1 rRNA gene is annotated in these 914 nt (G+C 55.8%); it reads right to left on the bottom strand.

The features are described 5' to 3' along the window. Positions 1 to 126 precede the first annotated feature (126 nt). Positions 127 to 914, bottom strand: a 23S ribosomal RNA gene (locus J1902_RS19075); the annotation flags it as partial.

The following is a 914-nucleotide window of genomic DNA, read 5'->3' as shown; positions in this document are numbered from 1 at the left end:
TGTGTGGTTACAACATGCGAACCCTGTTCGGGGTTCCGTGGTGTTGTTGTTCAGTTGTGTTCCCGTGGCAACAAACGCGGGTTTGTTGTCTGGGAACCACATAGTGGACGCGTGCGTGTGTTGTGTGTGGTGTAAGTTGTCGGCCTATTAGTACCGGTCAGCTTCGACAGTCGTTGGTCCTGTCTTCCACATCCGGCCTATCAACCCAGTGGTCTGGCTGGGGGCCTCCCACACTTTCGTGTGTGGAAATCTCATCTTGAAGCGAGCTTCCCGCTTAGATGCTTTCAGCGGTTATCCCATCCGAACGTAGCTAATCAGCGGTGCACTTGGCAGTACAACTGACACACCAGAGGTTCGTCCGTCCCGGTCCTCTCGTACTAAGGACAGCCCTTCTCAAATTTCCTGCGCGCGCAGCGGATAGGGACCGAACTGTCTCACGACGTTCTAAACCCAGCTCGCGTACCGCTTTAATGGGCGAACAGCCCAACCCTTGGGACCTACTCCAGCCCCAGGATGCGACGAGCCGACATCGAGGTGCCAAACCATGCCGTCGATATGGACTCTTGGGCAAGATCAGCCTGTTATCCCCGAGGTACCTTTTATCCGTTGAGCGACGGCCATTCCACAATGTACCGCCGGATCACTAGTCCCGACTTTCGTCCCTGCTCGAGATGTCTCTCTCACAGTCAAGCTCCCTTGTGCACTTACACTCGACACCTGATTGCCAACCAGGCTGAGGGAACCTTTGGGCGCCTCCGTTACTTTTTAGGAGGCAACCGCCCCAGTTAAACTACCCATCAGGCACTGTCCCTGACCCGGATCACGGGCCGAAGTTAGATGTCCAAAGTGACCAGAGTGGTATTTCAACGATGACTCCACCCGGACTGGCGTCCGGGCTTCCACGTCTCCCACCT

This window comes from Arthrobacter cavernae (assembly GCF_017368795.1).
Lineage (GTDB): Bacteria > Actinomycetota > Actinomycetes > Actinomycetales > Micrococcaceae > Arthrobacter > Arthrobacter cavernae.
Note: the sequence above shows the minus strand (reverse complement) of the source record. Positions and strands in the feature narration are given on the sequence as shown.